The 23,745-nt window shown below is 69.4% G+C and carries 26 protein-coding genes; 13 read left to right on the top strand and 13 right to left on the bottom strand.

The genetic code is table 11. From position 1 onward, the window contains the following. Positions 1–15: 15 nt before the first annotated feature. Entirely contained in the window at positions 16–1,164 is a 1,149-nt protein-coding gene (locus D7252_RS03540) for an anhydro-N-acetylmuramic acid kinase (RefSeq protein WP_120774133.1), read from the top strand. 9 nt (positions 1,165–1,173) lie between these two features. On the opposite strand, the gene D7252_RS19910 is transcribed toward D7252_RS03540, so the two are convergent. Genes D7252_RS19910 through D7252_RS03515 form a run of 6 tightly spaced genes read right to left on the bottom strand, consistent with a single transcriptional unit; the run spans position 1,174 to position 5,016 of the window. Further along, on the bottom strand, positions 1,174–1,338 hold the full coding sequence (locus D7252_RS19910) for a hypothetical protein (RefSeq protein WP_183055161.1): 165 nt from the start codon (positions 1,336–1,338) through the stop codon (positions 1,174–1,176). Next, positions 1,335–1,904: a YdeI family protein gene (locus D7252_RS03535; protein ID WP_120774132.1), complete on the bottom strand. Its 570-nt coding sequence runs from the start codon at positions 1,902–1,904 to the stop codon at positions 1,335–1,337. The genes D7252_RS19910 and D7252_RS03535 overlap by 4 nt, the downstream gene beginning before the upstream one ends. A gap of 3 nt (positions 1,905–1,907) precedes the next feature. Further along, positions 1,908–2,696 (bottom strand): HAD-IIA family hydrolase, encoded by a 789-nt coding sequence (locus tag D7252_RS03530; RefSeq protein WP_120774131.1) that lies wholly within the window; start codon positions 2,694–2,696, stop codon positions 1,908–1,910. A 53-nt stretch (positions 2,697–2,749) separates the two neighbouring features. Further along, positions 2,750–3,379 carry a metal-dependent transcriptional regulator gene (locus D7252_RS03525; protein ID WP_120774130.1) on the bottom strand — a complete coding sequence of 210 codons (630 nt, stop codon included), beginning with the start codon at positions 3,377–3,379 and terminating at the stop codon, positions 2,750–2,752. 14 nt (positions 3,380–3,393) lie between these two features. Beyond that, positions 3,394–3,696 carry a hypothetical protein gene (locus D7252_RS03520; protein ID WP_120774129.1) on the bottom strand — a complete coding sequence of 101 codons (303 nt, stop codon included), beginning with the start codon at positions 3,694–3,696 and terminating at the stop codon, positions 3,394–3,396. Positions 3,697–3,717: 21 nt separating this feature from the next. After that, positions 3,718–5,016 carry an Nramp family divalent metal transporter gene (locus tag D7252_RS03515; RefSeq protein WP_374225754.1) on the bottom strand — a complete coding sequence of 433 codons (1,299 nt, stop codon included), beginning with the start codon at positions 5,014–5,016 and terminating at the stop codon, positions 3,718–3,720. Between the two features lie 113 nt (positions 5,017–5,129). On the opposite strand from D7252_RS03515, the gene D7252_RS03510 reads away from it, so the two are divergent. After that, complete coding sequence (locus D7252_RS03510; RefSeq protein ID WP_120776779.1) at positions 5,130–5,783, top strand: TrmH family RNA methyltransferase; 654 nt, start codon at positions 5,130–5,132, stop codon at positions 5,781–5,783. A 6-nt stretch (positions 5,784–5,789) separates the two neighbouring features. Here D7252_RS03510 and D7252_RS03505 read toward each other — a convergent pair whose 3' ends face one another. Next, a complete protein-coding gene (locus D7252_RS03505; protein WP_120774127.1) occupies positions 5,790–7,112 on the bottom strand; it encodes an MATE family efflux transporter in 1,323 nt (440 codons plus the stop codon). A gap of 92 nt (positions 7,113–7,204) precedes the next feature. Between D7252_RS03505 and D7252_RS03500 the strand changes: the two genes are divergently transcribed. Beyond that, complete coding sequence (locus D7252_RS03500; RefSeq protein WP_251050588.1) at positions 7,205–7,762, top strand: DUF1992 domain-containing protein; 558 nt, start codon at positions 7,205–7,207, stop codon at positions 7,760–7,762. Between the two features lie 8 nt (positions 7,763–7,770). Here D7252_RS03500 and D7252_RS03495 read toward each other — a convergent pair whose 3' ends face one another. After that, the gene (locus tag D7252_RS03495; protein ID WP_183055160.1) at positions 7,771–8,907 is read right to left on the bottom strand and encodes a sensor histidine kinase KdpD; all 1,137 of its coding nucleotides are present in this window, start codon (positions 8,905–8,907) and stop codon (positions 7,771–7,773) included. Continuing rightward, positions 8,907–9,626, bottom strand: coding sequence for a response regulator transcription factor (locus D7252_RS03490; protein WP_120774125.1), 720 nt, complete (start codon positions 9,624–9,626; stop codon positions 8,907–8,909). The genes D7252_RS03495 and D7252_RS03490 overlap by 1 nt, the downstream gene beginning before the upstream one ends. A gap of 121 nt (positions 9,627–9,747) precedes the next feature. Here D7252_RS03490 and D7252_RS03485 point away from each other — a divergent pair, with 121 nt between their 5' ends. From D7252_RS03485 to D7252_RS03475, 3 genes are read left to right on the top strand one after another with little or no spacing between them, the layout of a single operon-like run. Beyond that, the gene (locus D7252_RS03485; RefSeq protein ID WP_120774124.1) at positions 9,748–10,452 is read left to right on the top strand and encodes a glycosyltransferase family 2 protein; all 705 of its coding nucleotides are present in this window, start codon (positions 9,748–9,750) and stop codon (positions 10,450–10,452) included. Then, the gene (locus tag D7252_RS03480) at positions 10,443–11,117 is read left to right on the top strand and encodes a DUF2064 domain-containing protein (RefSeq protein WP_120774123.1); all 675 of its coding nucleotides are present in this window, start codon (positions 10,443–10,445) and stop codon (positions 11,115–11,117) included. Before D7252_RS03485 ends, D7252_RS03480 begins: the two co-directional genes overlap by 10 nt. Beyond that, positions 11,114–11,782 (top strand): bifunctional 2-polyprenyl-6-hydroxyphenol methylase/3-demethylubiquinol 3-O-methyltransferase UbiG, encoded by a 669-nt coding sequence (locus tag D7252_RS03475; protein ID WP_120774122.1) that lies wholly within the window; start codon positions 11,114–11,116, stop codon positions 11,780–11,782. Before D7252_RS03480 ends, D7252_RS03475 begins: the two co-directional genes overlap by 4 nt. Here the strand turns inward: D7252_RS03475 and D7252_RS03470 are convergent. Both D7252_RS03470 and D7252_RS03465 read right to left on the bottom strand, forming a co-directional pair. Continuing rightward, complete coding sequence (locus D7252_RS03470; RefSeq protein WP_120774121.1) at positions 11,744–11,998, bottom strand: hypothetical protein; 255 nt, start codon at positions 11,996–11,998, stop codon at positions 11,744–11,746. The two genes, D7252_RS03475 and D7252_RS03470, sit on opposite strands and share 39 nt — an antisense overlap. Continuing rightward, positions 11,998–13,200 (bottom strand): molybdopterin-dependent oxidoreductase, encoded by a 1,203-nt coding sequence (locus D7252_RS03465; protein WP_120774120.1) that lies wholly within the window; start codon positions 13,198–13,200, stop codon positions 11,998–12,000. The genes D7252_RS03470 and D7252_RS03465 overlap by 1 nt, the downstream gene beginning before the upstream one ends. A gap of 131 nt (positions 13,201–13,331) precedes the next feature. Here D7252_RS03465 and D7252_RS03460 point away from each other — a divergent pair, with 131 nt between their 5' ends. The 6 genes from D7252_RS03460 to D7252_RS03435 all read left to right on the top strand — a co-directional run bounded on the left by D7252_RS03460 (position 13,332) and on the right by D7252_RS03435 (position 20,034). After that, complete coding sequence (locus D7252_RS03460) at positions 13,332–14,189, top strand: MTAP family purine nucleoside phosphorylase (protein ID WP_120774119.1); 858 nt, start codon at positions 13,332–13,334, stop codon at positions 14,187–14,189. Next, positions 14,186–15,247, top strand: a complete 1,062-nt coding sequence (locus D7252_RS03455) for an NAD(P)-dependent oxidoreductase (RefSeq protein ID WP_120776777.1) — start codon at positions 14,186–14,188, stop codon at positions 15,245–15,247. The genes D7252_RS03460 and D7252_RS03455 overlap by 4 nt, the downstream gene beginning before the upstream one ends. Next, positions 15,244–16,590 carry a hypothetical protein gene (locus tag D7252_RS03450; RefSeq protein ID WP_120774118.1) on the top strand — a complete coding sequence of 449 codons (1,347 nt, stop codon included), beginning with the start codon at positions 15,244–15,246 and terminating at the stop codon, positions 16,588–16,590. The genes D7252_RS03455 and D7252_RS03450 overlap by 4 nt, the downstream gene beginning before the upstream one ends. Before the next feature lie 43 nt (positions 16,591–16,633). Then, positions 16,634–18,598 (top strand): M13 family metallopeptidase, encoded by a 1,965-nt coding sequence (locus tag D7252_RS03445; protein ID WP_120774117.1) that lies wholly within the window; start codon positions 16,634–16,636, stop codon positions 18,596–18,598. A gap of 78 nt (positions 18,599–18,676) precedes the next feature. Further along, complete coding sequence (locus D7252_RS03440; protein ID WP_259461037.1) at positions 18,677–19,618, top strand: serine hydrolase; 942 nt, start codon at positions 18,677–18,679, stop codon at positions 19,616–19,618. After that, positions 19,618–20,034: a hypothetical protein gene (locus D7252_RS03435; protein ID WP_120774115.1), complete on the top strand. Its 417-nt coding sequence runs from the start codon at positions 19,618–19,620 to the stop codon at positions 20,032–20,034. The genes D7252_RS03440 and D7252_RS03435 overlap by 1 nt, the downstream gene beginning before the upstream one ends. Here D7252_RS03435 and D7252_RS03430 read toward each other — a convergent pair. Further along, positions 20,020–21,459: an MFS transporter gene (locus D7252_RS03430; RefSeq protein WP_120774114.1), complete on the bottom strand. Its 1,440-nt coding sequence runs from the start codon at positions 21,457–21,459 to the stop codon at positions 20,020–20,022. The two genes, D7252_RS03435 and D7252_RS03430, sit on opposite strands and share 15 nt — an antisense overlap. Positions 21,460–21,538: 79 nt before the next feature. On the opposite strand from D7252_RS03430, the gene D7252_RS03425 reads away from it, so the two are divergent. Then, positions 21,539–22,237, top strand: a complete 699-nt coding sequence (locus tag D7252_RS03425; protein WP_120774113.1) for a GNAT family N-acetyltransferase — start codon at positions 21,539–21,541, stop codon at positions 22,235–22,237. On the opposite strand, the gene D7252_RS03420 is transcribed toward D7252_RS03425, so the two are convergent. Continuing rightward, complete coding sequence (locus D7252_RS03420; protein ID WP_120774112.1) at positions 22,218–23,687, bottom strand: peptide MFS transporter; 1,470 nt, start codon at positions 23,685–23,687, stop codon at positions 22,218–22,220. The two genes, D7252_RS03425 and D7252_RS03420, sit on opposite strands and share 20 nt — an antisense overlap. Positions 23,688–23,745: the final 58 nt, after the last annotated feature.

Below are 23,745 nucleotides of genomic sequence, written 5' to 3'. Positions count from 1 at the left end.
CGGTAAGGATCCTCCATGCGTGTACTCGGACTGCTCTCGGGCACCTCTCACGACGGCATCGACGTCGCCGTGGTCGACTTCACCGTCAGCGATGGCGCATTGCGGGGCACCGTTCTGCACGAGGGCAGCCACCCGTACGCTCCCGAGCTGCGCACTCGCCTGGTCGCCGCTCTGCCTCCGAGCCCGACCACGTTCGCGGAGGTGTGCGAACTCGACACCCTGATCGGGCAGGCGTTCGCACAGGTGGCCGCCGATGCCGCTGCGGCCGTGGGTGGCGTCGACGCGGTGTGCACGCACGGACAGACCGTCTTTCACTGGGTCGAAGGCGACCACGCCCGCGGCACCCTGCAGATCGGACAGCCCGCCTGGATCGCCGAGGCAGTCGGTGCCCCGGTCGTGTCCGATGTGCGAATCCGCGACATCGCCGCCGGAGGGCACGGGGCCCCACTGGTGTCTTTCCTCGACGAGCTGCTGTTACGCGGACGCGCAGGTGTCTCCGCGGCAGTGAACCTCGGCGGAATCGCCAACATCACCATCGTGGGCGAAGCCGTGTCGGCGTACGACATCGGTCCGGCGAACGCGCTGGTCGACGCGGTCGTCACCGCAGAGGCCCTCAACGCGCGGAGCTACGACGCGGATGCTGCCATCGCCCGCACCGGCGCCATCGACGAGTCGCTGCTCGCGGCGCTTCTCGATGACTCGTACTATGCCCTCCCCGCGCCGAAGAGCACGGGCAAGGAGCACTTCCACCTCGACTATGTCCGTGCCCACACAGCAGGTAGAGAGATCTCGACGCCCGACCTGGTCCGCACCCTCACCGAACTCACGGTGCAGGCCGTGGCCCGCGACGTGCGCACCGCCGGTGTCGGCTACCTCGCGGTGTCGGGCGGCGGATGCCACAACCCGCTGATCATGGACGGCCTGCGAGCCGCCCTTCCCGAGGTCGAGGTGGTCCTCGCCGATGAGCTCGGCGCATCCGTCGACAGCAAGGAAGCGATTCTCTTCGCACTGATCGGATGGTGCACCCTGCACGGTGTCCCGGCCGTACTGCCATCCGCCACCGGCGCACGCGCACCCCGCATCCTCGGGACGATCACCCCCGGCGCAGGGCCGCTTCGCCTGCCCGAGCCGGTGGCCGCGGTGAGCAGCCTCGCCCTCGACTGAGGAGCGCCGTCAGCGCTTCTGGTCGTCTTCGTCCCACGGGCCTTCCCACCATCCGCCGCGCCCGTCGTCGGAACCGCGCCCGCGGCGCGAGCGCACGAACTGCACGACGAACACCACCAGCGTGCTGAGCAGGATCAGGAACATGACGAGAAAGAGCACGTCGCTCTGATTCATGGGCGTCTCCCTTCCGCGGCATCCGCGACGATCTTCGCGATGCGGGCCGATCTGGTCTCCGGCTTCTTCGCCGTCACGATGTGAGTGAGTCCGAACTTCTTGACCGACTTGGGGAAGGCGTCCCAGTTCGCGCGTGCCGCGGGAACAGCGTCGAGGGCCGCGGCCAGTTCGTCGGGCTCGATTCCGGCCTCCGGGCCGTCGAGCATCGTCCATGAGCCGTTCGCCTTCGCGAGATCGAGGGCCCGCATTCCGGCCGGTGCGAGCAGGCCCTCCGCCTCGAGCAGAGCGATGCGCGCCTTGTTCGTCGCTGCCCACCCGCTGGTGGGGCGTCGCGGTGAGAACCACTGGCCCACCGTCTGATCGTCGAACGTCCGCACGGGCCCGTCGATCCAGCCGAAGCAGAGTGCCTGTCGCACGGCATCCTCATAGCCGACACCGCCGGTGTCTTTGCCGCGCACGCTCAGCAGCCAGACACCCGCCGTTCGCGCGTGGTTGTCCTCGAGCCAGGAGCGCCAGTCCGCAGCATCCGCCGCAGTGACCCGCTCGCCGTCATCGAGAACGCCCATCGGTCAGCCCTCGTACGCTGTGGGAAGCAGATCGGCGACCGAGTCCACGACCTCGTCGGGGCGGAAAGGGTACTTCTGGATCTCGGCCTCGTCGCTGATTCCGGTGAGTACGAGCACGGTGTGCAGGCCCGCCTCGATGCCGGCGACGATGTCGGTGTCCATCCGGTCGCCGATCATTCCGGTCTTCTTCGAATGGGCGCCGATCTTGTTCAAGGCCGAACGGAACATCATCGGGTTGGGCTTGCCGACCACGTACGGCTCCTTGCCCGTGGCCTTCGTGATGAGAGCCGCGATCGCGCCGGTGGCGGGCATCGGACCGTCGGCGCTCGGGCCCGTGGCATCCGGGTTCGTGACGATGAAGCGCGACCCGGCGTTGATGTGGCGGATCGCCTTGGTGATCGCCTCGAACGAGTAGTTGCGCGTCTCGCCGACGACGACGAAGTCGGGCTTGGTCTCGGTCATGATGAAGCCGGCCTCGTGCAGGGCGGTGAGGATGCCGGCCTCGCCGATGACGAACGCCGAGCCGCCGGGGAGCTGCTGTGCGAGGAAGTCGGCGGTCGCGAGCGCCGATGTCCAGATGCGATCTTCCGGCACGGTGAGCCCGCTTGCGCGCAGGCGGGCGGCGAGGTCACGTGCGGTGAAGATCGAATTGTTCGTGAGTACCAGGTACGGGATGCCGGCGGCTTCCCACCCGGCGAGGAGTTCGGATGCTCCCGGCACGGCGTCGTTCTCGTGGACGAGCACGCCGTCCATGTCGGTGAGCCAGCATTCGATGTCGTCGCGGTGTCCCATGTGCACAGCCTAGAGGGAGCCGGTGACGTGGTGTACGCCGCCTCGAATCGGGGTCAGGCGGTGATCCACACGGCGCCGGACGCACCCTCGATGTCGATCTCGTGCTCGCCGATGGACAGTCCGGTCGCGCGGACGCGCAACTCGGTTCCGACGGTCACGCCCGCCGCTTCCAGCGTGCGCAGCAGCTCCGGATCGCGGTCGTCGACACGGAGCACCCGTCCGACATGATCGCCCGGTGCGTCGGCGAGCAGCACGAACGGGACCCGGTCGACGGTACCGGCGGCATCGGGGATCGCATCGCCGTGCGGGTCGAACCGCGGTCGGCCCAGGCGTGCGTCGATGCCCTCCAGCAGGCGGTCGCTGATCGTGTGCTCGAGGATCTCCGCCTCGTCATGCACCTCGTCCCACCCGTAGCCGAACTCCTGCACCAGCCAGGTCTCGATCAGACGGTGGCGGCGGATCACCGCGAGCGCGCGGAGGGTGCCGGCCTCCGTCAGTCGCACCGCGCCGTAAGGCACATGCGAGACCAGGCCGGCCGCGGCCAGTTTCTTCACCATCTCCGTCACCGACGAAGGGGCGATGCCGAGTTTCGCGGCGAGAACCGACGGGGTGATCGGCGCATCCTGCCACTCGGTGTGCGCATAGACGGTCTTCAGATAGTCGTCTGCCGCCGGGGATGCCACCAGCCCAGTGTAAATCAGGAGCCCGCTGCGGCCACGAGGAGGACGAACGCGACCTGTCCGGCGAAGAACACCACGAGGAAGCCGAGCAGTGCGGCGAGGAGCGAGAGGCGGCCGTCGAACCCTGGGATCTCGGCGATGCCGACTTTGCGGGCGCGGAATGCCAGGACGAGCGTGGCGATGCCGAGGGCGAGCTGCACCCAGGGGCCGCCCACCGGCAGTGCGTTCGGGAAGGTGACGAGCAGGCCCCCGGCGACACCCGTCGCGATACCGATCCAGGTGAGGATGCGGACGGAGCGGCGGGCGGTTTCGGCAGGCATGTCGTCGAGCCTATCCGGGCCTCACGCGCCGCTGAGCACCAGCCAGAGCAGCGCGCCGTTGAGCGAGATCAGCAGAACGGACGCCGTGATGCCCGCCGCCGTGGTCCAGGGGCGGTTCGTCCACGCGCCGAGTGTGCGCCGCTGTGCGGTGAGTGCCACCAGGGGGATCAGCGCGAACGGGATGCCGAACGACAGCACCACCTGGCTCAGGACCAGTGCGAGGGTGGGGTCGACGCCGATTCCGAGGATCACCAGCGCGGGTATCAGGGTGACGAGCCGGCGTGCCAGCAGGGGGATGCGAACGCGCAGCAGACCGTGCATGATCTCGGCACCGGCGTAGGCGCCCACGGAGGTCGACGCCAGCCCCGACGCGAGGAGCCCGACCGCGAAGAACGTCGCGACCACCGGGCCGAGCCCAGCGGACAGGGCCGCGTGCGCCCCTTCCAGCGAATCAGTGCCTTCGACACCGGCGAGGTTGGCGGCTGCGAGGAGCAGGATGGCGAGGTTCACGGAACCGGCGATGACCATCGCGATCGACACGTCCCACCGGGTGGCGGTGAGAAGCCGTCGGATACGCGACGTCTCGGTGCGGACCGCCTCGTCGCCGATGTGGGCGGTCGCGGCGCCGAAGCGGTCACGGGTCAGTGAGGAATGGGCGTAGATCGCGTGCGGCATGATCGTCGCGCCGAGAATGGATGCGGCCAGCAGCACTGATCCGGTCCCGTCGAAGCGCGGCACGAGGCCGCCGAGCACACCTGCGGGATCCGGCGGCGCCACGAACACGCCGGCGACGAAGCCGACGGTGATGATCAGCATCAGTCCGACGATGACGAACTCGAAAGGGCGGGCGCCGCGCCGACTCTGCACCGCGAGCAGGATCATCGATACGGCGCCGGTGATCAGGCCGCCCAGCAGCAGCGGGATGTCGAACAGAAGATACAGCGCGACGGCCCCGCCGATGACCTCGGCGAGGTCGGTCGCCATCGCCACGAGCTCGGCCTGCAGCCAGTACGCCCGGCGAACCCACGGGCGCTTCAACCGGGTGCCCAGCATCTCCGGCAGGCTGCGGCCGGTGACGACGCCCAGCTTCGCGGAGAGGTACTGGATGAGCCAGGCCATCACGTTGCCGGCCACGACGACCCACACGAGCAGGTATCCGTACTGGGCGCCGGCGGTCATATTGCTCGCGACGTTCCCCGGGTCGAGGTATGCCACGCCGGCCACGAGGGCCGGGCCCAGGAGCCACAGCACCCGCGGCGCGCGCGGGCGGGCTGGTGCGGTCGACGAGGTCGTCAACGATGGTGCAGGATTTTTAGGCACACCGAAACCGTACTCGATTTTTCGGTATGCCTAAAGGTGCTTTCGACACCTGGGCCGGCGGATAGCCTGGGCAGATGGACGATCAGACCCCGGAGGCTCGCGCCGAGGCACGAATGCCCGGCGAATCCCCGACGCGCGGTGGGTCTGCCGCGCAGCCGGGATACGGCGTCGGTCCCTGGCCCGGCGGTGCGGACGCATGGCCGGAGGGGGACGAGTTCGACCCCGAACTGCTCGCGGCCGGCGATACCCGCAACGTCATCGACCGCTACCGCTACTGGCGGATGGAGGCGATCGTCGCCGACCTCGACACGCAACGCCATCCGTTCCACGTCGCCATCGAGAACTGGCAGCACGACATGAACATCGGCTCGATCGTGCGGAGCGCGAACGCGTTCCTCGCCGACACGGTGCACATCATCGGGCGACGCCGCTGGAACAAACGCGGTGCGATGGTCACCGACCGCTACCAGCACGTCGTGCACCACGAAGACGTCGAGGTGTTCGCGGCCTGGGCGGCGCGAGAAGGCCTCCCGATCATCGCGGTCGACAACGTCCCGGGGTCCGTGCCCGTCGACGCCGCCGACCTCCCCGAGCGATGCGTGCTGCTGTTCGGTCAGGAAGGGCCGGGCCTGTCGGCCGAGGCGCTCGCCGCGGCATCCGCTCATGTCGAGATCACGCAGTACGGGTCGACCCGATCCATCAATGCGAGCGCCGCCGCGGCCGTCATCATGTACGAGTGGTGCCGCAGGTACGCGAAGCGACCGTAGGTCTGCTCAGGCGGTGGCGGAGAGCCAGCGGCCCGACCGCACCCGCCAGCCGAGCGTCGCCAGACGCGCGAGCAGGTACACGCCGAAGAACGCGACGCCGAGCCAGATCAGACCGGTGCTGCCGTCGACCCCGAGCGTGACGATGAGCCACAGCACCGGAAGGAACGGCACCAGGTTGAGGACGCCGGCGATCGCGAGGTAGCGGGCGTCGTTGGCCCCCATCAGCACTCCGTCGAGCACGAACACCACGCCGGCGACCGGCTGGGCGACCGCCAGCACGAGCAGCGCCGGTTGCACGAGCGCCGCGATCTCGGGGTCGCCGGTGAAGACGATGCCGAGCACTCCGGAGAGCGCCGCGATCAGGGCGCCGACGATCACTCCGAACCACACGCCCCACGCCACGGTGCGCCCGAGCACCCGATGCACCTGCCGTTCGTCTCCGGCGCCGAGCTCTTTGCCGATGAGGGCCTGGGCGGCGATGGCCAGCGCGTCGAGGGCGAAGGCCGCCGCCGAGAAGATCGTGAAGACGATCTGCCACCCGGCGAGCTCTTCGGTGCCGATGCCGGTGGCGACCGCGACCGTCGCGAGCAGGGCGACGCGAAGGCTCACCGTGCGCAGGAACAGCCATCCGCCGGAGGTCGCGGTGCTGCGGATGCCGTCGCGCTGAGCTCGCAGCGATGCGCTGTGCCGTGTGGCGAGGCGGCGGACGACCAGCGCGTAGGCGGCGACCATGCCCCACTGGGCGGCGACGGTGCCGGCGGCGGAGCCGGCGATGCCCCAGCCGAAACCGTAGATGAACACCCAGTTCAACAGTGCGTTCGCCCCGAAGCCGAGACCGGCGATCCACAGGGGAGTCATCGTGTCCTGCATGCCGCGCAGCAGCCCTGTTGCGGCGAAGACGATGAGCATCGCGGGCAGGCCCCACATCGAGATGACCAGGTACGCCTCCGCGTCGGCGGCGACGGCCTCTCCCGCACCGAACAGCGAGACGAGCCACGGGGAGGACACGGCGCCGATGACGGCGAGGACGGAGCCCAAACCGAGCGCGAGCCACATGCCGTTGACCCCGACGGAGACGGCTTCGCCTGGTCGGCCGGCACCGAAACGTCGCGCGACCGCCGGGGTGGTCGAGTACGCGAGGAACACCATGAGTCCGACGATGGTCTGCAGGACAGCGCCGGCGATTCCGAGCCCCGCCAGGGGCGTCGTACCCAGGTGGCCGACCAGCGCGGCGTCGACGATGAGGAACGCGGGTTCGGCGATGAGGGCCCCGAGCGCGGGGACGGCGAGGCGCAGGATCTCTCGATTGAGGGACAGGCGCGCGGTCATCCTCCGAGCCTATGGCGTGCCGCCGACTCCCCCGCGCGGCCGCGGGACGTCGCTCGTAACATGGGAGGTATCGGATGCTGCGGAGGTGCATCATGACAGACCCACGGGAAGCGGCGGCGCGGTACCGCGCTCGTCAGCAGGCCCCGCAGGATGCGGGTGAGTCCGACGAAGAGGCCGGCGCTGCCCCCGGGTCTGCTGCCGCTGTCGATCGAGCCGCCTTCATCGAGAGCGCGATCCAGGTGGCGATCCGCCGCGGCGACTTCGACGATCTGCCCGGCGCCGGAAAGCCCCTCGAGGGCCTCGGTGACCACCATGACCCGGACTGGTGGATCCGTCGGAAGATCGAGACCGAGAACCTCACCGGACTCGGCCCGCCCGCCATTCTGCTGCGCAACGAGGATCGGGAGCTCGACGACCAGCTCGACCTGCTCGGCCGCGAGGCGGATGTGCGCGACGTGCTCGAGGACTTCAACCGTCGCTTGATCGAAGCGCGCCGACAACTCCAGGGCGGACCTCCGGTCGTCACGGCACCGCGCGACATCGAGGAGACCGTCGCAGCATGGGCGCAGCGCAGGGCCGCCAGACCCGCGGCATCCGACCCCGAACCGCCTCGTCGCCGCCGTCTCGGCTTCCCGCGTCGGCAGCGCTGAGTCTGCCGTCACATCGCCTGGGGAAGGCGCACGTCGAACCGGGAACCGCCGTCGGCGCGATGGGCGCTGATCACTCCGTCGTGCGCCTCGACGATGCCCCGGGCGATCGCGAGCCCGAGCCCCGCCCCGCTGGTGCCGTGGATGCCGGCCCCCGGGGTGCGGGCGTCGGTGCCGCGCCAGCCCGGCTCGAACACGCGTGCCAGATCGTCGTCGGCGATGCCCGTTCCGGAGTCCTCGACCGAGAGCACCATCGTCTCGCCCTCGCGGGCGGTGCTGGTGCGGATGGTCCCTCCGGTCGGCGTGTGCTCGATGGCGTTGGCGAGGAGGTTGATCATCACGCGCGACAACTCCCTCGAGTCGCCGACGACGGTGTGATCGGGACTGGTGAGCTCGATGAGCGTGACCTGCTTGGCGCGGGCGATCGGAGCGAGCTCCGCGACCGCGTCGCTGACCAGATCGTGCAGCGACATCGGTTCGGGCCGGAGCACGAGCGTGCCCGAGGTGATCTTCGACAGTTGGAAGAGACTGTCGACCAGATCGGTCATGTGATCGACCTGCCGCCGCATCTGCCGGTGGAAGCGCGCGGGGTCGTCCGCGAGGCCGTCGTCCAAAGCCTCGGTCATCGCGCGGAGTCCCGCGAGCGGACTCCGCAGGTCGTGCGAGATCCAGGCGATCAGCTCCCGCCGCGAGCGGTCGAGGACCTGCACCTCTTCTCGGGCGGCGGAGAGACGCTCGCTGGTGGCGACGAGCTCCTGGGCGACGCGCGCGAAGTCGGCGTTCACCACGGGCGCGCGGGTGCCGTCGAGTCGTTCGCCGTCACCGACGGAGTGCGTCAGCTGCTGGAGGGAGCGGACCCCGCGCACGAGTCGGGTCGCCAGCAGCACGGCCACGGCCAGTGCCACCACCGCGGAGATGGCCGTCACGACCACGACGACCAGCAGGTCGTGTTGCGAGATGTACATCGCCTCGGCCACCGCGAGCACCCCGGCGGCGAACGACCCCACGACCGCCACGATGACGACGCACAGTTGCAGCATCAGGGAGCGTCGGCGCAGCATCCACAGGGCGAGGAGCCCGAGACCGCCGATCAGAAGGGCCCACGCGAGCGCGATGCCGGCGATCGCGGCGACGTCGGCGAAGGGCATCAGGGGCCTCCCAGTTCCAGGCGGTAGCCGACTCCCCAGACCGTGACGAGCACCGCCGGGTTGCCGGGGTCCTCCTCGATCTTCTCGCGGAGCCGCCGGGTCGTGACGGTGACCGTCGAGAGGTCGCCGATCTCCCACCCCCAGACGCTGCGCAGGAGGGTGGACCGGTCGAAGGTCTGCCGCGGATGCTTCAGCAAGAAGCAGAACAGATCGAACTCCCGCACCGACAACTCCAGCGTCACGCCGTCCTTCGTCACGATCCGTGCAGAAGGATCGAGATGGAAGGGTCCGAGGTCGAACGGGGCCTCTCGGGCGAACTCCGGCAGGCTCCGCCGCAGCACGGACGTGACGCGCAGCACCAGCTCCTTCGGTGAGAACGGCTTGACGATGTAGTCGTCGGCGCCCGCTTCCAGACCGTCGATGCGGTCGTCTTCGGATCCGAGGGCGGTGAGCATGATGATCGGCACGGTCGAGACGGCCCGGATGCGGCGGCACACCTCGGCACCGTCGAAACCCGGCAGCATCCGATCGAGCACGATCAGATCGGGGGAGAGTTCGGCGACCGCGGCGAGGCCGGAGAAGCTGTCGGTCGCGCTGTCCACCAGGTAGCCCGCGGCGCGGAGATACGTGTGCACGACCTCGCTGACCATCGCGTCGTCCTCGATCACGAGCACGCGACGGTCGGTGAGCTCGGCGGACTCCGCGGGCGGCTGGGACATGGTCCCATCGTAGGTTCGGGCTGTCGCCGCGCGGGGGCGAATCCGGCCTCCAGGGGCATCCTTCCTCGGTTCGTAAGGACTTCGCGTGCCGGGCGGCGGCCATGCTGTTTAGCGTCTCGGTATGAGCATCCGCACCGACGTCGTCCTGCCGTGCCTGAACGAGGCGGCCGCACTCCCCGGCGTGCTCGCCGCGCTCCCGCGAGACGTCAGGGCGATAGTGGTCGACAACGGATCCACCGACGGATCGGCCGAGGTCGCCCGCGACGCGGGGGCGCTGGTCGTGGAGGCGCCATTGCGCGGTTACGGTGCCGCGGTGCACGCGGGGCTCTGCGCCGCGACCGCTCCCGTCGTCGTCTTCTGCGATGCCGACGGTTCGTTCGATCTCAGCCAGATCGACCGGGTCGCAGGGCCGGTCCACCGCGACGAGAGCGACCTCGTCTTCGGTCGGCGCCGCGTGGTGAGTGCCGCAGCCTGGCCGGTGCACGCCAGGTTCGCGAACAGCGTGCTGCTCGCGTCGGTGCGACGCCGGACGGGGTTGCCCGTGCGCGATCTCGGCCCGTTCCGCGCCGGGCGACGAGAGCAACTCCTGGCTCTCGGATTGGAGGATCGCCGCAGCGGCTACCCGCTCGAGCTGCTGTTGCGCGCCTGGCAGGAGGGGTTGCGAATCGGGGAGGTCGACGTGGACTACCGGCCGCGATTGGGGCGCTCCAAGGTCACCGGCACGGTACGAGGAACCATCACGGCGGTGGCCGACATGCAGCGGATGCTGCGACGGCACGCCGGCGGGGCGGGACACGCAGGGGCAAGGAGCCGGACATGGGCATGAGCGAGACGACGACCATCATGGTGATGGCGAAGGAGTGCCTCCCGGGCCGAGTGAAGACGCGGCTGCATCCGCCGCTCACCCTGGCGGACGCCGCCCGTGTCGCTGCCGCGAGCCTGGCCGACACGCTCGACGCCGCCGAGGCGTCGGGACTGCCCGTCGTCGTCTGCGCTCAGGGCGACGTTCCGGTGCGCGCCGGGATGCGATCGATTCCGCAGGTCGATGGCGGCCTGGACGAACGCATCGCCGCCGCGGTCGAGGAGTGTGCGGGACGCGTGCTGCTCATCGGCATGGACACGCCCCAGGTCGATCCGCTGCTTCTGCGGAGCTTCGCCGAGGAGTGGCCCGATGACATCGACGGCTGGTTCGGCCCTGCCGACGACGGCGGGTTCTGGCTGCTGGGTCTCGACGATCTCTCGCCGTGCAGACTCGGCGGCAGATCGCGGGGCGACCTGGTGCGCGGCGTGCCGATGTCCTCGGTGGAGACGGGGGCGCGGCAGCGTGAGCGCCTCGCCGATGCGTGGCTGCGCGTGACGGATGCTCCGCCCCTCACGGACATCGACGACATCGAGTCGTTGCGGGCGGTGTCCGACAGCCTGCCACGCGGGGGTCATCTCGCGACCTTGCTCGTGGAGCTGGGGATCGACCGACGAGGAGGCGCATCATGAGCGCCCCGCGGGTAGCGCATTTCGGCGCCGGCGGTGATGCGCCCTACGATGTGGCGCTCCGCAACGGCGGCGGCACACTCCGCCTCGTCGAACTCGCGGCGGGAGCCGGGCGGCGCGTCGAGATCGCTCGCTTCCTCGCTGCGGCGGATGCGGCGGATGACTCGGTGATCTCGCGCGCTCGTGGCCCTCTGCTCGACGTCGGCTGCGGCCCGGGCCGGATCCTGCACGCGGCGATCCGCGCCGGCCTGCTCGCGCTCGGAGTCGACGTCTCGCACACCGCGGTCGAACACGCCAGAGAGCGCGGTCTCCCTGCTCTGCAGCTGTCGGTGTTCGATGTTCTTCCGCAGGAGGGCTCGTGGGAGACGCTCCTGCTGCTCGACGGGAACATCGGCATCGGCGGGGATCCGGCGGTGCTGCTGGCGCGCTGCGCGCAGATCATCTCGTCGCGCGGCACCATCGTCGTCGAGGTCGACCCCGACCCGGACGTCGACCGTGGATTCGAGGCCACCGTGGTCGATGAGGATGGGCGCTCGAGCTCGCCGTTCCCCTGGCACGACATCGGTGCCGCGGCGTTGCGCGACCGAGTCACGGACACGGGGTTGAGGTTCATCGAGGAATGGGCCGTCTCAGATCGAGCCTTCGTTCGCCTCTCCCGCGCGGTGTGATCGCCCTCGCGGACGCCCTCGCCCCCGCCCCCGCCGACGCCGATGACGCACGGCGCCGATCGCCGCGACCAGCCCGTCGTGCACGACGACGACCGCGATGAGCCAGAGCGCGGCACTGGCCAGCTGGTCGAGATCCTGTCGGCTGAGCATCAGCCAGATACCCCATCCGAGAAGAAGCGCACCGGCGGCGGCGAGGACGAAGCGAGTCGCGCGCATCAGGCGACCTCGATGGATTCGAGCCACTTGGTCTGCAGCACGCCCGGTCTTCCCGGGGCGATCACGCGGGCGGGATACCCGTGGTCGACGTCGAGTGGCTCGCCGTTGACGCGCAGGGCGACGAGGGTGCGCGGGTCGCGGGCGTAGGCCGGGGGCATCGTCGTCTCACGGAATGCCCCGCGCCGCTGCATGCTGCGGAAGCGGATCGTCGCGTCGGCCGGAGCATCCACGAGTGCGAGCAGATCCCGAAGTCGCACGCCTTGCCACGTCGCATCGACGGTCCACCCCTCCACGCCGGCGATCGGGAGAACCTCGGTCCGTTGCGGCAGGGCGTCGAGGTCGGCGAGCGTGAGCGCGACGGCGGCGTCTCCGGCGGCGAGATGCAGACGCCAGCCGGGATCGAGCGCGAGCGCCGTGACGTCGGCTTGGCGTGCGGATCGGTTGACCGGCAGGTCCTGGGGGCTGCCGATGCGCGACCGAGGACTCTTCAGGCTGAACGGCCCGATCGGTGTCGTCGCGTGCGCGACGGCTGCGGTTCCCAGCAGTGCACCGCTCCCACCCACGCCCCACAGGAAGGCCCTCCGCGAGATGTCCGCGCGCTCCTCGGGCGTCTTCTTCGTCCCACTCTCGTCAGCGGCATCCGCTCGCCATGCTCTCGCGATGGCCGGGAGATGCACGGCGATGTGCACCACCAGTGCCCCGATGAGCACCCAGGCGAGAGCGAAGTGCGTGCGACGGAATGAGAAACCCCACGGGTACCACTGCAGGCTGTTCAGCAACCCCGTGACGGGTTCCATGAGTGCGGTCGAGACGAGCACGGCCACGCTCACCCGTTCGAGGAGATGGGGGAGGCTGCGCACCGGCGGCCAGGTGAAGAGCCTCGGGAAGACGATCCACAGCTTCGCGAGGACGAGCGGGATGAGCGCCGACCCCACGACGACATGCGTGCCCTGCGTCGAGGCATAGAGATACGCCGGCCCCACGGGCAGCGGCAGCCAGGGGAGCGGATCCTGCAGCAGGTGGCTGTACACACCCGTCACGAAGCAGATCGCGAAGCCGAGCCCGAGCAGGCGGCCCACGACGACCGCCATGCGCGTCGTCCGGACAGGGGAGCCGAGGGCCTCGCGGACGCGCCCCGATCGCTCCTGCAGCGCGAGGGACAGCCTCTCGGTCACGGAGTCGGGAGTGCGAGCGTTGCTCATGCCCCCAGTATGGGAAGGGAGGCGAAGTCTGGGACCGCGATCCCCTTACAGAACGGTGACGGGCGTGAGATGTCACCGCGGTGTAAGAAAATCACCCGCCGCCACGTCCGCCGCTCGCGCAGTCTGGGTGCATGACGGATGCAGCGCGCAACGGTGATGGCCCGGATGTCGAGTTCGCCGTGATCGGAGGATCGGGATTCCAGACACTCGACCTCGCCGATCGAGCGGTCCTCCCGCCGCGGGAATCGCCCTGGGGGGAGATCCCGGAGGTCGTGACCGGGCGGCTGGGCAGCCGTCGCGTGGCCTTCGCGCCTCGGCACGGCGCGGGGCACCGCGTGCCGCCGCACCGTGTCGATCCGCGGCCGCTCCTGTGGGGTCTGCGTCGGCTGGGCGCGCGGATACTCCTGTCGACCAACGCCGTCGGCGGACTCACCGATCCGTTGCGTCCCGGCGACTTCGTGCTCACCGATCAGCTGATCGACCGGACGCACGGCAGACCCGACACCTACTTCGACGGAGGCCAGGACGGCATCGGCGTGCAGCATCTGCCGTTCGCCGAGCCTTATGACGCGGAGCTCCGCGGGATCGCGCTGCAGGCGCTCCGGAACCTCGGCGAGCGCGTGCATCCCGGTGGCACGAGCGTCGTCATTCAGGGGCCACGGTTCGCGACCGCGGCAGAGGCCGACTGGCACCGCGCGATGGGCGCGCACCTGGTCAACATGACGCAGCTGCCCGAAGCGGCGCTCGCCGCCGAAGTCGGCTTCGCGCATGTGAACCTCGCGATCGTCACCGACACCGACACCGAGCGCGGCGAGGGTGACACCGACACGTCCGCGACCGCGGAACGGGTCTTCGCCGTGATGGCTGAGGCGCAGCCGCGTCTCAGCGCCGCCGTCGCCGCGATCATCGATGCGATTCCGTCGCACTGCTCTCCCGAGCCGAAGCTGGCCCCGGATGTGGTCGACGCCCTCCTGTGGTCGCGCGGATGAGCGGCGTGCTCCTGGTCACGGGCGGCGCCGGCTTCATCGGTTCGGCGGTCGTCGGCGAGGCGCTCGCCGCGGGGTGGCGCGTGCGCGTGCTCGACTCCCTGCGCCCCGACGTGCATCCCGCCATGGGTGCTCCTCGGCCGGAGATCGAGCTCGTGCACGGGGACGTCCGCGACGACGACACGGTCCGGCGTGCGCTCGCGGGCGTCGACGCGGTCTGTCATCAGGCGGCGAAGGTCGGTCTCGGGGTCGGCATCGGCGATGCACCGGACTACGTCTCCTCCAACTCTCTCGGCACAGCCGTCCTTCTCGCCGGGATGGCCGACGCGGGGGTGCAGCGCCTGGTGCTCGCCTCGTCGATGGTCGTCTACGGGGAGGGTCTCTACCTCGACGACGATCGCCCCGTTCAGCCTCCACCCCGCACCAGAGCCGACCTCGAGGCCCGGCGTTTCGAGCCGCTCTCCGCTCGCACGGGCGCGGCTCTGAAGCCGATCTCGATCCGTGAGGAGCAGCCATGCGACCCACGAAACGTCTATGCGGCGACGAAACTCGAGCAGGAGCTGCTTGCCCGCGCCTGGGTGCAGGGCGGTGGCCGCGCGGCGATGCTCCGCTATCACAACGTGTACGGACCGGACATGCCGCAGGGCACTCCGTACGCGGGGGTCGCGTCGTTGTTCCGCTCGGCACTGGAGCGCGGCGAGTCTCCGCGCGTCTTCGAAGACGGCAATCAGCGCCGCGACTTCATCCACGTCCGCGATGTCGCCCGCGCGAACCTCGCCGCGCTCGACTGGACCGGAACGATCGAGCCCGAGACGGCGCGCGCTTTCAACGTCGCAACGGGGGTGCCGCACACGATCGGCGACTTCGCCGACGGTCTGGCGGCGGCGTTCGGGCAGCGGACACCCCTGCGAACGGGCGAGTTCCGTCTGGGCGATGTGCGGCACATCACGGCATCCGCCGATCGCATCCGCGCCGAGTTGGGGTGGACCGCAGAGATCGGGTTCGACGAGGGGGTCCGCGAGTTCGCGCGCGCACCGCTTCGCGAGAAGGCGACCGGATGAGCGCGCCCGGGCTGGAGCGGCCAGGATCCAAGGCGGCGGTGTGGGGAGTGGCCGCGGCGCTCGCCCTCATCACGGCGGCGATCGCAGTCCCTGCTCTGACCGGCTGGAACGTGCGCGTGAAGTCGTTCCCGCCCCTCCACGCCGAATGGATGCCACGGCTCGGGCCGGGCACCGCGCTCGCGGTCGCACTGGGCATCGCCGGAATCATCTGGGGGCCTCGACTGGCGGCATCCGCGCGATGGGGGCGACTGCTGCTGATCGCCTTCGCGGCTTCGGCGCTGTGGCTGTTCGCGCTCGCGACGGTCGACGGGCTCGACGGTATCGGCACCATCCTCGACCACCGGTACGAGTATCTCGGCACGGCGCGGGAGGTCGACGACTTCGGTGCGACGCTCCGGGAGTATGTCGAGCGGATCCCCTACGCCCACAGCGACAACTGGCCTGTGCACATCGCCGGTCATCCGCCCGGCGCTCTGCTGTTCTTCGTCGTCCTCGCGCGTCTGGGGTTGGGCAGCGCGCTCGCCGCCGGCACGGTGGTGCTTCTGCTCGGAGCGACCACCGTCATGGCTGTCATGATCGCTCTGCGGGCGCTCGGGGCGGAGGAATCCGCCCGACGTGCTGCTCCCTTCCTGGTGTTCAGCCCCGCCGCGATCTGGGTGGCGGTATCCGGTGACGGCATGTTCATGGCTGTCGCGGCCTGGGGGATCGCCGCGCTGGCGCTCGCCACCGCCGCACGGGCGAGTCGGCGCGTCGGCTGGTCGATCCTCGCCGGCCTGCTGCTCGGGTACTGCGTGATGCTGTCCTACGGCCTGCCGCTGCTCGGGATCCTGGCCGTCGCCGTCTTGGTGGCAGGGCGGTCCTGGGTTCCGCTGCCGATCGCCGCGGCATCCGCCCTCGGCGTGGTGCTGCTGTTCGCGGTGAACGGCTTCAGCTGGTGGGAGGCTTTTCCCGTCCTGCAGGAGCGCTATTGGGACGGAGTCGCCTCCCGGCGGCCCCCGCAGTACTGGCTGTGGGGCAACCTCGCCGCGTTCGCCGTGAGCGCCGGTCCGGCGATCGGCGCCTCGATCGCGGCCGTCGGCTCGGGCATGGTCGGCGCGCGGTCCGAAGCGCGTCGCACCCGGAACCGGGTGGTGCTGCTGTTGGCAGCGGCGGGCTGGCTCATGGTGCTCGCCGCCGACCTGTCGAACATGAGCAGGGCGGAGGTCGAGCGGATCTGGTTGCCGTTCGTGCCGTGGGCGACCCTCGGACTCGCACTGTTCGGCCCATCGACGCGCCGTTGGCTGCTCGGCGTGCAGATCGTCTTCGCCATCGTCGTGCAGTCGTTGCTGCACACCGGGTGGTGAGCCGTCGGGTGCGGTGTCTGCGCGGGGTCATAGGGTGGAACGCATGACTGACGTTCTTCCCGTGGGCCTCGCCCTTGATGAGTTCAGCTCCGACATCCGCCCGCAGGACGACCTGTATCGCCACGTCAACGGCAACTGGCTCGCGCGCACGGAGATCCCGGGAGACAAGGCGCGCTGGGGCGCATTCCACCTCCTCGCCGAGCAGGCGGAGAAAGACGTCAGGGCGATCATCGAAGAGTCGCAGGATGCCGACGACGGCACTCTCGCGCGGAAGATCGGCGACATGTTCGCCAGCTTCATGGACACCGACCGGATCGCCGCCGCCGGCGCCACGCCTCTCGCCGAGACCTTCGCCGAGGTCGACGCGATCGACGGCATCCCCGCCTTCCTCCGCACCGTCGGAGCGTACGATCGCGACGGCCGTGCACACCTGATCGGGTTCTACGTCGACGGCGATCCCGGCAACCCCGAGCGCTACGTCCCGGTTCTCGTGCAGTCCGGCCTGTCGCTGCCCGACGAGAGCTACTTCCGCCTCGACACCTTCGTCGACACCCGCGCCGCCTATCGCGCACACCTCGAGCGTCTGCTCGAGCTCGCCGGGGTGACCGATGCCGCGGCGCAGGCCGACCGGGCGATCGCCCTCGAGACCGAGCTCGCCGGACACCACTGGGACAACGTGAAGAGCCGCGATGCGGTGGCGACCTACAACCTGAAGACCTGGAACGAGATCCAGGAACTCGCCGGTGTCGACCTGACCCCGTGGCGTGACGCGGTCGCCCCGTCCGCCCCCGACGCTTTCGACGAGGTCGTGGTCTCGCAGCCGAGCTTCCTCGAGGGTCTCGGCTCGCTCCTCAGCGTCGACCGCCTCGACGACTGGAAGGCGTGGCTGCGTGCCCAGGTCGTGCACGCCGCTGCTCCGTATCTCACCGACGACTTCGTGCAGGAGAACTTCTCGTTCTACGGCACCGAGCTCACCGGAGTGCCGACGATCCGCGAGCGCTGGAAGCGCGGCGTCTCGGTCACCGAGGGGGCGCTGAGCGAAGCGATCGGCAAGGTGTACGTCGAGCGGCACTATCCGCCGACGGCGAAGGCTGCGATGGACGAACTCGTCGCGAATCTCGTCGAGGCCTACCGGCAGAGCATCACGAACCTCGAGTGGATGACGGCCGAGACCCGTGAGCGGGCGCTCGCCAAGCTCGACGCGTTCACGCCCAAGATCGGGCATCCCACGGTCTGGCGCGACTACTCGAGCCTGACGATCGACCGCGCCGACCTGTTCGGCAACGTGCGTCGTGCCGCGATCTTCGAGCACGACCGTCATGTCGCGAAGGTCGGGAAGCCCATCGATCGCGACGAGTGGCACATGCCGCCGCAGATGGTCAACGCCTACTACAACCCCTCGATGAACGAGATCGTCTTCCCCGCGGCGATCCTGCAGTACCCCTTCTTCGACGCCTCCCGAGACGCCGCGGCGAACTACGGCGGGATCGGCGCGGTGATCGGCCATGAGATCGGGCACGGGTTCGACGATCAGGGCAGCCGCTACGACGGCGACGGTCGGCTTCAGGACTGGTGGACGGATGCTGATCGTGCGGCGTTCGAAGAGCGCACGAAAGCGCTGATCGCGCAGTACGACGAGCTCGTCCCCGAGGGGCTGGGGGCGGAGCACCATGTGAACGGCGCCCTCACGATCGGCGAGAACATCGGGGATCTCGGAGGTCTGGGTATCGCGCTGAAGGCGTACGAGTTGTCGTTGGAGGGCGGGGAGGCGCCGGTCATCGACGGGTACACGGGTGTGCAGCGGCTGCTCCTCTCCTGGGCGCAGGTGTGGCAGCAGAAGAGCCGCGAGGCCGAGACCCTGCGACTGCTGACGATCGACCCGCACTCTCCGAACGAGTTCCGCTGCAACCAGATCGTGCGCAACATCGACGCCTTCTACGAGGCGTTCGAGGTGACGGATGCAGACGCCCTATGGCTGCCGGAGGAGTCGCGGGTGACCATCTGGTGACCGATCGACGCACTCACGGGTTCCCACTCGTCGGCGGGGTTACGATATCGGCACATCTCCTCTCCTGAAGGATCACGAGTGAGCGTTCCCGAGCCTTTCGATGGGTCCCGCAAGTCCTCTGCCCCGGCCCGGGCGGAAGGGCGGCGGTCGCAGCGCGCCGGCCGGCGCCTGCCACGTCGCGCGGCACCACAACGCCGGTCCTTCCCCTCCACTCTGCGCTCGCTGGAAGATCTGACGGAGTCCGGGGCGCAGGTCTCGGTGCACGTGGTCGACCTCGACACACACATGCATGTGCTGGCGGGTGACGATCACGTGACCCTGCCGATCGCGGGCCTGGGGGTCGTCCCCCTGCTGGTGGAGGTGGCCGCCGGTTTCGAGGGCGGCACCCTCGATCCGTTCGAGATCGTGGAGCGGTCCAGCGTCGAGGCGGTGGAGACCGCGGGGGTGTGGCGGCACCTGCACGCTCCGGCGCTTCCGCTCGAAGACCTCGCGGTGCTGGCCGCTTCGTCGGGCGACCCCGTCGCGGTCAATGTGCTGCTGGACAAGGTCGGGCACGACCGGGTGCGCGAACGCATCGAATCGCTGGGCTTGCGGCACACGGCTCTGCTCGACCGGTTCCGCGACCATCGGGGGCCTGACGATGCACCGCAGGTTGCCGTCGGATCCGCGCGTGAGCTCGCCGGTCTCTTCTCGGCGCTGGTCAACTCCCAGGCCGTCGACGCCGCGGTGAGTGCGCAGGTCTCGGAGTGGCTCGGCCTCAACAACGACCTCAGTCTGGTCGGCGCCTCGACCGGACTCGACCCGTTCGCGCACGATCATGACCAGCACGGCCTCCTCTTCGTCAACAAGACCGGTCGGGACCGCGGGGTGCGCGCCGAAGCCGGGGTGCTCGCGGGGCCCAGGGCGGGAGTCGCGTACTCGCTCATCGTCTGCTTCGACGATCTGTCGATCACACATCGACTGCGCGCTCACGACGCGTTCCGCGTGCTCGGTGTCGAACTCATGGAGTACACGCACTGATGGCACCGACCACCGACTGGACCCCGCACCGCCGTGACGACGGTGAGTTGCTCGGCTGGATCCATCCGCACGGCGACGAGTGGGTCGCGGTCGATGTGCTCGGGCGTCAGGTCTCTGAACCCACCGAATGGCTCGACGCCGAAGATGCTCTCGAAGAGCACGGAATCGCCTGGCTCGCCGACCCGTGGATGCTCGACGGTGAAGGCCGGCGCCCCCTGCGCGTGCGCATCCTCGAAGTGACACCCGACGAGGCCGGAGCGCCGGGCAGGATCGTGGTGAAGCTGGATGACTTCGGTGACATGACCCGGCCGGCGACCGCGCAGTTCGTGCTCGAGTGGCCCATCCCCGCGCGCCTTCGCCCGCCGCGAGACGGCGACCCCGACCCGCGAACGATCTCGGAGTCAGCTCGGCAGTGACGGATGCTGCTCGGTGGAGCGCTGCTTCGGGATGAACAGCGACAGCACCACGGCGATGATCCCCGCGGCGATGGCGAGCCAGAAGCAGACTTCGAATGCTGCTCGAGTGGGCACGGCGACTCCGTCGACCTCGACGCTCATCGCGGCCAGAACCCCGCCCATGACGGCGGAGGCGCCGGACGTGCCGACCGAGCGGAACAGCGCATTCAGTCCGTTGGATGCCCCGGTCTCGTTCGTCGGGACCGATCGCATGATGATCATCGGCATGGCGGCGAACGTGAACCCGATGCCCACACCGATCAGCAGGTTCGCCATGAGGATGTGCCACACCTCGCTGGACCAGAGCAGGACGAACACGTAGGCGAGCACGATGGCGACGGCGCCCACGGTGAAGAGCGGACGAGGGCCGACGGTGCGCTCCAGCCAGCCGGACAGCGGGGAGATCACCATCATCACCAGACCGGCGGGCATGATCACGAGCGCCGCTGCGACCATGTCCAGACCGAACCCGCCTCCGTCTGCGGGCAGTTCGAGCAGTTGCGGGAAGGTGACGTTGGAGGCGAACAGCGCGAAGCCCATGCCGATCGCGGCGATGTTGGTGAACAGCACCGCAGGGCGGGCGGCGACCCGGAGGTCGAGGAGAGGATCGTCGGTGCGGAGCTGATACCAGCCCCACAGCAGCAGGACGGCGAGTCCGCCCACGCCGCAGACGAGGGTGAGCGGCGCGGCCCAGCCCCACTCCGCACCGCGTGAGACGAACAGCAGCACACCGGTCAGACCGATCGCGAGGCCGAGGGCGCCGAGCACGTCCAGGCGACCGGGGAACCGGAGCACGTCCTCGGGGATGACCGCGACGACGAGGGCGAGCCCCACGCCGCCGAGTGCCGCGGCGAGCCAGAACAGCATGTGCCAGTCGGCATTCTGGGCGAGAAGGGCTGCCACCGGCATCCCGATCGCGCCGCCGACGCCCATCGTGGCGCTCATCAGGGCGACGGCGGTTCCGAGACGGTTGGTCGGCAGCACGTCACGCATGATCGCGATGCCGAGCGGTACGACGCCGGTGACCGCACCCTGCAGAGCGCGCCCGATGATCACGCCGACGATGGATGCCGACACCGCCGCGATGACCGACCCGACGATGAGCAGGACCAGCAGCACGATCACCACGCGTCGCTTGCCGTACATGTCACCCAGACGGCCCGAGATCGGGGTGGCGACTGCGGCGACGAGCAGCGTGATCGTGACGACCCAGGTGGTGTCCTCGCGCGAGGCGTTCAACAGCTGAGGCAGCTCTGCCTGGAGCGGCACCACGAGGGTGAACATGAACGAGGAGCACAGGCCGGCGAAGGCGAGAACGGCGACGATCGCCCACTTCGGCGAGGTTCGGGAGAGACGCCTTCTTGCCCTGTCGTCACTCGCACTCACCGATCCAGGCTATCGGCGTTCTCCCGGACTCGGGGCCGGACGATTCCTCGAACGCGGCGAGGAGGGGCAGACTGGGTTCGTGCGAACCATCCGTGATCTCGACACCGTTGAACTCATCATCGACGCGCAGGGCCTGCTCGACTCCATCCGGGGTCCGCAGCGCGTCGTCGATGCCGGCACCCTGCGCGCCCTGCAGCAGTCAGGCAACTACGTCGTCGGCCTCTTCGACGGCGAAGGAGGCGACGAACACATGGTCGGCGCGTCGATCGCGTTCTTCGGTGAGCCGGGCCGGCGTGCGATGCACTCGCACATCACGGCGCTTCTGCCCGAATACCGTGGGCGCGGTTGGGGGCGTGAGTTGAAGGAGCACCAGCGTCAGTGGGCGTTCTCCCGCGACGTGGGGCGCATCACCTGGACGTTCGATCCGCTGGTCGCCCGCAACGCCCACTTCTTCCTGAGCGTGCTCGGAGCGAGAGTGACCGGCTACTCGGTGAACCGCTACGGAATCTTCGGCGGCGGGGATGCCGGTGATGAGAGCGATCGCCTCGACGTCGAGTGGGCGCTTGCCGACATCGCCAAGGCTCCCGCCGACGAGGCGGTGGCCGAGACTCTCGAGATCCCCGCTGACATCGAGGCTCTGCGCGGTTCAGACCCCGCCGCGGCCCACGAGTGGCGCACGCGCCTGCGGGCTCAGATGGAGGGCCTGCTCGCCCGCGGCCTGCAGATCACCGGCTTCGACGTGGCCAGAGGGTACCTGTTCAGCGCACCCCGCGCATGAGCCGCAGCACCGGCTTGACGGACAGCAGCAGGCCGATGCCGACGAGGATCGCGATACCGCCGAGGATCGAGAAGTAGGGAACCTCGTTGTCGGCGTCGTAGAACTGCACGAGCCAGCCCGAGATCGCGGTGCCCAGGGCCACCGACAAGAAGAACAGCGCCACCATCTGTGTGTGGAAGACGGCAGGCGCGAGCTTCGTCGTGACGGAGAGCCCCACGGGCGAGATCAGCAGCTCCGCCACCGTGAACACGAAGAGGATGCCGACGATCGCCAGCAGCGGCGTCGAGTTCGCCCCTCCTCCCGCGAACGGCAGGAACAGCAGGAACGCGGCTCCCATGATCATCGCGCCCAGGCCGAACTTCACCGGGGTCGACGGCTGGCGTGCGCCCAGACGCGTCCAGACGGCGGCGAAGACGCCCGACAGGATGATGATGAAGATCGGGTTGATGGACTGCACCCACGACACCGGCATCTCCCAGCCGAACAGGTTGCGGTCGAGGCGCTCGTCGGAATACACGGTGAGCACGGTGAACTGCTGCTGGTACAGCGACCAGAAGGCCACACTCGTGACGAACAGCGGGAGGAATCCCCAGACGCGGGAGCGTTCGGTGCTGTCGATCCGTCGGCTGCCGAGGATCACGGCGAAGTAGGCGATCGCGGCGACCACGGTGCCGAGGATGACGATGAGGGACAGGTTGTCTGCGCGGATGACGCCGAGCAGCACGAGCACGACGATCAGCGCGATGGCCGCTGCAGCGATGAGTGCGACCAGGGGATATCGCGAGGAGGGGAGCGGGTTCGGCACCTGTCGAGCGGTGTCGGGCAGGGCGCGGCGACCGAACGAATACTGCACCAGTCCAAGCGTCATGCCGATGGCGGCGAGGCCGAAGCCGTAGTGGAAGCCCAGCGACGACTGCAGCAGCCCGGTGAGGATGGGGCCGAGGAATGCCCCGAGATTGATCCCGAGGTAGAACAGCGAGAAGCCGGCGTCCCGTCGGGTGTCGTCGGCGCTGTAGAGACTGCCGACCACCGATGTGGCGTTCGCCTTGAGCCCACCCGATCCGAGGGCCACGAGCACGAGGCCCACACCGACTCCGAGCACACCGGGGATCAGCGCGAGGGCGAGGTGGCCGGCGACGATCACGATCGCGCTGGCGAACAGGACGCGCTCCGACCCGAAGAGCCGGTCGGCGAGCCAGGCGCCGAGGATGGTCGCCAGGTAGACCGAGCCGCCGTATGCGCCGACGATGCCGCCGGCGATCGCCTGAGGGATGCCGAGTCCGCCGTCGGTGACGGAGTAGTACAGGTAGATCAGCAGGATGCCCTGCATGCCGTAGAAGCTGAACCGCTCCCACATCTCGACGCCGAAGACATGCACCAGCGACCAAGGCTGGCCGAAGAAGCGGGTGTCTTCGTCGCGGGTGTGACGGGTCGGCTGCTCGGTGTTCATGCATCGACGGTACCCTCCGACCGGCTGAGGGTCCCAGTCGGAGGCTCAAGCAGGCAGC

This window comes from Microbacterium sp. CGR2, assembly GCF_003626735.1.
Lineage (GTDB): Bacteria > Actinomycetota > Actinomycetes > Actinomycetales > Microbacteriaceae > Microbacterium.
Note: the sequence above shows the minus strand (reverse complement) of the source record. Positions and strands in the feature narration are given on the sequence as shown.